We start from the raw sequence: 8,159 nt of genomic DNA on the forward strand, positions 1-8,159 counted from the left end.
GTTTTTCCCCTTAGTGACAGTCGCCAGCCGGGCTGTTGCAGCAGGTGGCCGGGGTTTTACGCGTCGCCAGCAGGTTGATATCAACGCGGCTTCGCGCCCGGCGCAGCAGGCCAATCACAATCACGTTAAACAGGATGACCGCCAGGATGCTGACCAGGCTGTAGCGCGGATGCTGGCTGAAGTTAACGGTCTGGTAAAACAGCGTCGCCAGCGAGTAGGCGATATTCAGCCCCCACAGAATGGAGAAGCCCATCCAGCCGCGGCTGGACTCACGGGCAATCGCCCCCATCACCGAGATGCACGGAATATAGAGCAGAACGAAGATCAGGTAGCTGTAGGCTGCGGACGCGCTGCCAAACTTCTCGCCCATCACGCCCATGGCACCGGTCGCCATTTCGCCGTCGCCTTTGCTGGCCTCAATCGGGTTAGCCAGCACGCTCAGGCTGAAGGTGTCTTTCAGGCTCTGCCAGGTCTCCTCTACGGCACCCAGCAGTTCGTCACCGAGGTGAAACTCCGCCGGGTTAAATTCCTGCTCCTGAATGTTCTCTGCGGTGTAGAGCGTGTTCAGGGTCCCGACGACCACCTCTTTCGCCATCGCACCGGTGAACAGGCCCACGGTCGCCTGCCAGTTATCCTCCTGTACGCCAATCGGTTTGAAGACCGGCGTGATGACGCGGCTGACGGAGGCGAGGGCAGAGTCGTTGATGTTATCTGCCGCCTGACCGGTGAGGGTGAAGCTGTTCAGCGCGCTCAGGAAAATACTGACAATAACAATCACCTTACCGGCGCGCAGCACAAAGCCTTTCAGGCGCTGCCAGGTCTGGATCGCCAGGCTTTTCAGATGCGGGACGTGATAGACCGGAAGCTCCATTACAAACGGTGACGCTTCACCGCGCATGATGGTGTGCTTGAGCATTAAGCCGGTCAGGATCGCCATCACGATGCCCAGCACGTACAGCGAGAAGACCGCCAGCGCGCCCTGCTGGCCAAAAAAGGCTGCCGCGAAGACCGCAAAGATCGCCAGTCGGGCACCGCAGGACATAAACGGCGCCATCATAATGGTCATCAGGCGTTCACGCGGTGCATCCAGGGTGCGCGCGCCCATTACCGACGGCACGTTACAGCCGAAGCCGACGATCAGCGGGACGAACGATTTGCCCGGCAGCCCCAGCGCCTGCATCAGGCGGTCCATCACGAAGGCGGCGCGCGCCATGTAGCCGGAATCTTCGAGGAACGAGAGGAACAGATACATCATGCCGATCTGCGGTACCAGCGGCAGTACGGTGTTGATACCGCCGCCAATCCCCTGGGCAAGGAAGATGGTCAGCCATTCCGGGAAGTGCAGGGTGTAACCTACCCACTGAATACCGTGTACGAAGACCGCGACAGAACCGGCGTCAAAAATCGGCTGCAGCGCGCCACCGATGTTAATCGCGAGCAGGAACATCACGTACATCACCAGCAGGAAGATGGGTAAGCCGAGGAAGCGGTTGAGCACAATCTTATCCACCGCCGCCGTGAAGCGGCTGGGCTCTGCGGTAAGGGCGTTGCTGACCACGTCGCAAATTGACGCAATGGCCTGATAACGCGCATCGGCGATGTGCAGCGCCGGATCGTCCAGCTCGTCGCTGAGACGGGCGAGGGCCACGTCCAGCTTATCCGCCGCATGTCCGGCATAGGCGCGGCTGTAGATATCCCCTTCCAGCATCTGCAGGCCGAGCCACAGGCGCTGTTTTGCAGGCATGCTGCTGTCCATCTCCTGCGCCAGCAGTTCGGCTTCGCGCAGCAGCGGCTGGGCGTAGTGCACCAGCTCAACGTCGCGGTTTCCCGCGTGGCGGTCAATCGCCAGCTTAAGGGCGTCGATACCGCGAGCGCGGGTCGAGACCAGCGGAACCACCGGACAGCCCAGGCGCGCGGAGAGCGCATCGACGTCGATGCGCAGCTTTTGTTTTTCCGCAATGTCGAGCATGTTGAGCGCCACGATGCAGGGGATCCCCAGCTCCAGCAGCTGTAGCGTCAGGTAAAGGTTTCGCTCGAGGTTCGAAGCGTCGACCACGTTGATCAGCAGATCCGCGTCGCCGCCAAGAATGTAGTGGCAGGCAATTTGCTCATCGAGCGAAGTCTGGGATGAAATCGTGGTTAAGGAGTAGGTGCCGGGAAGGTCAACCAGGGTGACCTGATTGTCCGTTGTCGCGAACTGGCCTTCTTTACGTTCAACCGTTACGCCTGCCCAATTTCCCACGCGCTGGCGCGCGCCGGTTAACTGATTAAATAAGGTTGTCTTGCCGGAATTAGGATTGCCAATTAAGCCAATAGTTAATTTTTTCATTGTATTAGACCCACCGAAACCGCTGGCTTGTTAACGGGATAAAGATTCAACTTCAATTAATGCGAGGTCTTTTTTGCGCAGAACCAGATTTACGCGCCGGGTTTCGATATGAACAGGATCGCCCAACGGCGCCACACGCACGACCTGGAATGATGAGCCGGGCAGCATGCCAAGTGACAGCAGCTTCTGCCGATAGGCCGGGCTAATTTCGCGGGTAAAACCGGTAATTTTCCATGCACTGTCTGGAGTGAATTGCATAATGCCTGATTCCACGAGAGGTTAAATAATCTACACTGCGATGATAATGAGAATAGTTTTTATCAGCAATAATAAAAATGTGACGGGATGTTGTTAATCGTATTAATTTGCGGTCTGATTGACCTTGCTCAATATTTGCAGAATTACCCGGGAAGGAATAAAAAGCGTATTTGTTAATGGAGTGATAAATAGCGGTTTAAATATGGGTGTGCAATCGGTTTCATATATTTCGAGAGGATTTTATTCCCCTCTCCCTTTTGGGGAGAGGGGGGGTTACCTTAGCGTTTCTTACCCATCGCCGCCGCCAGCGCGTCCATCATCGCGCTGTTGCCCGCAGGCTGCGCGTCACGCCCGCGCGGTTTTGTGGCTTTCGTGGCCGGACGCTGCTGCTCGCGGCCTCCGCCGTTGCCGCCACGGCGCGCGCTGGTGTCGCCCGGCTGCTCATCCAGACGCATGGTCAGGGCGATACGCTTGCGCTGCAGATCCACCTCCAGCACTTTCACCTTCACGATGTCGCCCGCTTTGACCACGGTGTGCGGGTCTTCAACGAACTTGTCGGCAAGGGAAGAGATATGCACCAGACCGTCCTGGTGCACGCCGATATCCACAAACGCGCCGAAGTTGGTGACGTTGGTCACCGCGCCTTCCAGCACCATGCCCGGCAGGAGATCGTTCATGGTCTCGATGCCGTCAGCAAAGGTCGCCGTTTTGAACTCAGGACGCGGATCGCGGCCCGGTTTTTCCAGCTCTTTGATGATATCGGTGACGGTTGGTACACCAAATTTGTCGTCGGTGAAATCAACGGCTTTCAGGTTACGCAGAGCGCTGCTGTCGCCCATGAGATCCTTCAGCGCCTGCTGGGTGGCGGCCAGGATGCGCTCAACAACAGGGTACGCTTCCGGGTGAACGGTAGAGGCATCCAGAGGGTTATCGCCGTGGTTGATGCGCAGGAAGCCCGCGCACTGCTCAAACGCTTTCGGCCCCAGGCGGCTCACTTTCAGCAGCTGCTGACGGTTCTGGAACTGGCCGTTCTCATCGCGCCAGGCGACGATGTTTTGCGCCATCATGCGGGTTAAGCCCGCCACGCGGGTCAGCAGGGGAACGGAGGCGGTGTTCAGGTCCACGCCGACGGCGTTTACGCAGTCTTCCACGACCGCGTCCAGCTTGCGCGCCAGCTGCGTCTGGCTCACGTCGTGCTGATACTGGCCCACGCCGATGGATTTCGGATCGATCTTCACCAGCTCCGCCAGCGGATCCTGCAGACGACGGGCGATGGAGACCGCGCCGCGCAGGGAAACGTCCAGGTCAGGGAATTCCTGCGCCGCCAGCTCAGAGGCGGAATAGACCGATGCGCCCGCTTCGCTGACGATCACTTTCTGTGCCGTCACTTTCGGGAACTGCTTTTGCACGTCGAGGTAGAAACGCTCGGTTTCGCGTGATGCGGTGCCGTTACCGATGGCAACCAGCTCCACGTTGTACTTCTCGCACAGCGCCGCCACCACGACGGCGGCTTTCGCTGCCTGGCCGGTGTGCGGGTATATGGTATCGGTGGCGACCAGCTTGCCGGTGCCGTCAACGACCGCCACCTTCACGCCGGTACGCAGGCCCGGATCGAGCCCCATGGTGGCGCGCAGGCCCGCAGGAGCGGCCATCAGCAGGTCATGCAGGTTACGGGCGAAGACGTTGATCGCTTCGTCTTCCGCGCGCTCGCGCACGGTGCCCATCAGCTCGGTTTCCAGGTGCATCAGCACCTTGATGCGCCAGGTCCAGCTCACCACGCCTTTGCGCCAGCTGTCCGCCGGGGCGTTGTTCAGGCGCAGGCCGAGATGGTCGATGATAATCTGCTCGCAGTGGCTCTCTTTCGGCGGCTCGTCAAATTGCGGGTCGGCGTTCAGGGAGAGTTGGAGCACGCCTTCGTTGCGGCCGCGGAACATCGCCAGCGCGCGGTGAGACGGGGTGGTCGAAATCGGTTCGTGGTGATCGAAGTAGTCGCGGAACTTCGCGCCTTCTTCCTCTTTGCCCGCGACGACGGTAGAGACGATATGCGCGTTCTTCCACAGATAATCACGCACTTTGGCCAGCAGGGCGGCGTCTTCCGCGAAGCGCTCCATCAGGATGTAGCGCGCGCCGTCCAGAGCGGCCTTGGTGTCAGCGACACCTTTGTCGGCGTCGACGAATTTCGCCGCTTCGGTTTCCGGGTCGTGAGATGGCTCATTCCACAGCAGCTCTGCCAGCGGCTCAAGGCCCGCCTCAATCGCAATCTGCCCGCGGGTACGGCGCTTCGGTTTGTACGGCAGATAGAGATCTTCGAGTTCGGTTTTGCTCAGGGTGCCGTTAATGGCGCTTTCCAGCTCGCTGGTCAGCTTGCCCTGTTCGCCGATGGATTTGAGGATCGCCTGACGACGTTCTTCCAGCTCGCGCAGATAGCCCAGGCGGGTCTCCAGGTTACGCAGCTGCGTGTCATCCAGACCGCCTGTGACTTCCTTACGATAACGTGCAATAAACGGCACGGTGTTCCCTTCATCAAGCAGGCGAACGGCAGCTTCTACCTGTTCGGCTCTGGCCTGAAGTTCACCCGCAATAATGCGGCAGAGCGAATCTTTCATCATGGCTTTATCATCTTGTGGGTCAAAAATCAGGGGATAGTTATACGGGCTGACACGGCAAAATGCCAGCCGGGGAGGGCGCTCTCGGACTATTTTACGTAGACGATCTCATTGACGTACCAGCTGGCTTCACCGGCTGGGGTCTGAACGACGGCTAAATCGCCCACTTCCTTTTTCAGCAGCGCGCGGGCCATCGGGGAGTCGATAGAAATGTAATCTTTACGACCAAAAATTTCATCGTAACCGACGATGCGAAAACGCAGCGTGTCACCATCGTCGTTTTCAATCTCCACCCACGCGCCGAAGAACACTTTGCCCTCCTGCTGCGGGGAGTAATCGACGATTTTTAGATTCTCAAGACACTTCGTCAGATAGCGTACCCGGCGGTCAATTTCACGCAGCCGCTTCTTGTTGTACTGATAATCAGCATTTTCGCTGCGATCGCCCAGGCTTGCCGCCCAGGTCACCTTTTTGGTTACTTCAGGACGCTCTTCGCGCCACAGGTAATCCATCTCTTTTTTGAGCTTTTCGTACCCTTCGCGGGTGATCAGGGGCGTTTTCATGGTGCTGCCTTTGCTGCCGGTTCTCTGTTTTGCGCACAATACGTACCACACAGTGTAACAGACAGGATTAATAATGATTTATGTGATGAAATGAACAGATAAGCTGCTGTTAAATATGCTTTGTAACAATTTCGACTAGAATTTATACCAGAATTAACTGGTCGAATACGTGCACTTTTTTAGAATACGCTGTTACAAAGACTATCCGAACCTTTGGGAGTACACACAATGCAAGAAAACTACAAAATTCTGGTCGTGGATGACGACATGCGCCTGCGCGCGCTGCTTGAGCGTTATCTGACCGAGCAGGGCTTCCAGGTTCGTAGCGTCGCGAACGCTGAGCAGATGGACCGTCTGCTGACCCGCGAATCTTTCCATCTGATGGTTCTCGACCTGATGCTGCCGGGTGAAGACGGGCTTTCTATCTGCCGCCGTCTGCGCAGCCAGAGCAACCCGATGCCAATCATCATGGTGACGGCGAAGGGCGAAGAAGTTGACCGTATCGTAGGCCTCGAAATCGGCGCCGACGACTACATTCCAAAACCGTTTAACCCGCGCGAGCTGCTGGCGCGTATTCGCGCCGTGCTGCGCCGTCAGGCGAATGAACTGCCGGGCGCGCCGTCCCAGGAAGAAGCCGTCATTGCCTTCGGCAAGTTCAAGCTGAACCTCGGCACGCGCGAGATGTTCCGTGAAGATGAGCCAATGCCGCTCACCAGCGGCGAGTTTGCCGTACTGAAAGCGCTGGTCAGCCATCCGCGCGAGCCGCTTTCCCGCGACAAGCTGATGAACCTGGCGCGCGGTCGCGAATACTCCGCAATGGAACGCTCCATCGACGTGCAGATCTCCCGCCTGCGCCGCATGGTGGAAGAAGATCCGGCGCATCCTCGTTATATTCAGACCGTATGGGGTCTGGGCTACGTGTTCGTTCCGGACGGCTCTAAAGCATGAGGCGAATGCGCTTCTCGCCGCGAAGCTCGTTTGCCCGCACCCTCTTACTGATCGTCACCCTGCTGTTCGTCAGCCTGGTGACGACCTACCTGGTGGTGTTGAACTTTGCGATTCTGCCGAGCCTCCAGCAGTTTAATAAGGTCCTGGCCTACGAAGTGCGTATGCTGATGACCGATAAGCTGCAGCTGGAGGACGGCACGCAGCTGGTTGTTCCCCCGGCATTTCGCCGTGAAATCTACCGTGAACTGGGCATTTCGCTTTACTCCAATGAAGCGGCGGAAGATGCTGGCCTGCGCTGGGCGCAGCACTATGAATTCCTCAGCCAGCAGATGGCGCAGCAGCTGGGTGGCCCGACGGAAGTGCGCGTCGAGGTCAACAAAAGCTCGCCCGTCGTCTGGCTGAAAACCTGGCTGTCACCCAATATCTGGGTACGCGTTCCGCTGACTGAAATCCATCAGGGCGATTTCTCGCCGCTGTTCCGCTACACCCTTGCCATTATGCTGCTGGCGATAGGCGGCGCGTGGCTGTTTATCCGTATCCAGAACCGACCGCTGGTCGACCTGGAGCACGCGGCGCTGCAGGTCGGTAAAGGCATTATTCCTCCTCCACTGCGTGAATATGGTGCCTCTGAAGTGCGTTCAGTAACGCGCGCGTTTAATCATATGGCGGCAGGCGTTAAGCAGCTGGCGGATGACCGTACGCTGCTGATGGCCGGCGTCAGTCATGACCTGCGCACTCCGCTAACGCGTATTCGTCTGGCGACGGAGATGATGGGTGAAGAGGACGGTTATCTCGCCGAGTCTATTAACAAGGACATCGAAGAGTGTAACGCCATCATCGAGCAGTTCATCGACTACCTGCGCACCGGTCAGGAGATGCCGATGGAAATGGCCGATCTGAACGCGGTGCTGGGCGAAGTGGTGGCCGCAGAAAGTGGTTATGAGCGTGAAATTGATACTGACCTTCAGGACGGTGAAATTCAGGTTCGTATGCACCCGCTTTCCATTAAGCGTGCGGTGGCCAATATGGTGGTTAACGCGGCGCGCTACGGTAACGGCTGGATTAAGGTTAGCAGCGGGTCTGAACTCAACCGCGCTTGGTTCCAGGTGGAAGACGACGGCCCGGGCATTAAGCCCGAGCAGCGTAAGCATCTGTTCCAGCCATTTGTACGCGGCGATAGCGCGCGCAGCACCAGCGGTACGGGCTTAGGCCTGGCGATTGTGCAGCGTATTGTGGATAACCATAATGGGTTGCTGGAGATTGGTACCAGCGAGCGAGGCGGGTTGAGCATTCGCGCCTGGTTGCCGGTTCCGGTGACGCGGGGGCAGGTGAAAGAGGGATAGTGCGGTCTGATGCCCTCACCCCGGCCCTTTCACACTGTACGGTCCGGGGACAAAGTGAACACTTGTTCGGGGACATGGTAGACACTTACAACTGAGGCATAAGAACCCGTTT

6 protein-coding genes are annotated in these 8,159 nt (G+C 57.9%); 2 read left to right on the forward strand and 4 right to left on the reverse strand.

Annotated elements, in window-relative coordinates:
* Positions 1–10: 10 nt before the first annotated feature.
* From feoB to greB, 4 genes are all read right to left on the reverse strand, one after another.
* On the reverse strand, positions 11–2,329 hold the full coding sequence (gene feoB / locus IM291_RS18415; protein ID WP_192987453.1) for a Fe(2+) transporter permease subunit FeoB: 2,319 nt from the start codon (positions 2,327–2,329) through the stop codon (positions 11–13).
* A 30-nt stretch (positions 2,330–2,359) separates the two neighbouring features.
* Positions 2,360–2,587, reverse strand: coding sequence for a ferrous iron transporter A (gene feoA / locus IM291_RS18420; protein ID WP_006177893.1), 228 nt, complete (start codon positions 2,585–2,587; stop codon positions 2,360–2,362).
* A 278-nt stretch (positions 2,588–2,865) separates the two neighbouring features.
* Positions 2,866–5,196, reverse strand: a complete 2,331-nt coding sequence (locus IM291_RS18425) for a Tex family protein (RefSeq protein ID WP_028014673.1) — start codon at positions 5,194–5,196, stop codon at positions 2,866–2,868.
* Between the two features lie 86 nt (positions 5,197–5,282).
* On the reverse strand, positions 5,283–5,756 hold the full coding sequence (greB, locus tag IM291_RS18430; RefSeq protein WP_014885539.1) for a transcription elongation factor GreB: 474 nt from the start codon (positions 5,754–5,756) through the stop codon (positions 5,283–5,285).
* 228 nt (positions 5,757–5,984) lie between these two features.
* Here greB and ompR point away from each other — a divergent pair, with 228 nt between their 5' ends.
* Together ompR and envZ are read left to right on the forward strand one after the other, a co-directional pair.
* Complete coding sequence (ompR, locus tag IM291_RS18435; protein ID WP_001157751.1) at positions 5,985–6,704, forward strand: two-component system response regulator OmpR; 720 nt, start codon at positions 5,985–5,987, stop codon at positions 6,702–6,704.
* Complete coding sequence (gene envZ, locus IM291_RS18440; RefSeq protein WP_028014672.1) at positions 6,701–8,047, forward strand: two-component system sensor histidine kinase EnvZ; 1,347 nt, start codon at positions 6,701–6,703, stop codon at positions 8,045–8,047. The genes ompR and envZ overlap by 4 nt, the downstream gene beginning before the upstream one ends.
* Positions 8,048–8,159: the final 112 nt, after the last annotated feature.

It is taken from the genome of Enterobacter cloacae complex sp. P27C, from assembly GCF_014895705.1.
GTDB lineage: Bacteria > Pseudomonadota > Gammaproteobacteria > Enterobacterales > Enterobacteriaceae > Enterobacter > Enterobacter bugandensis.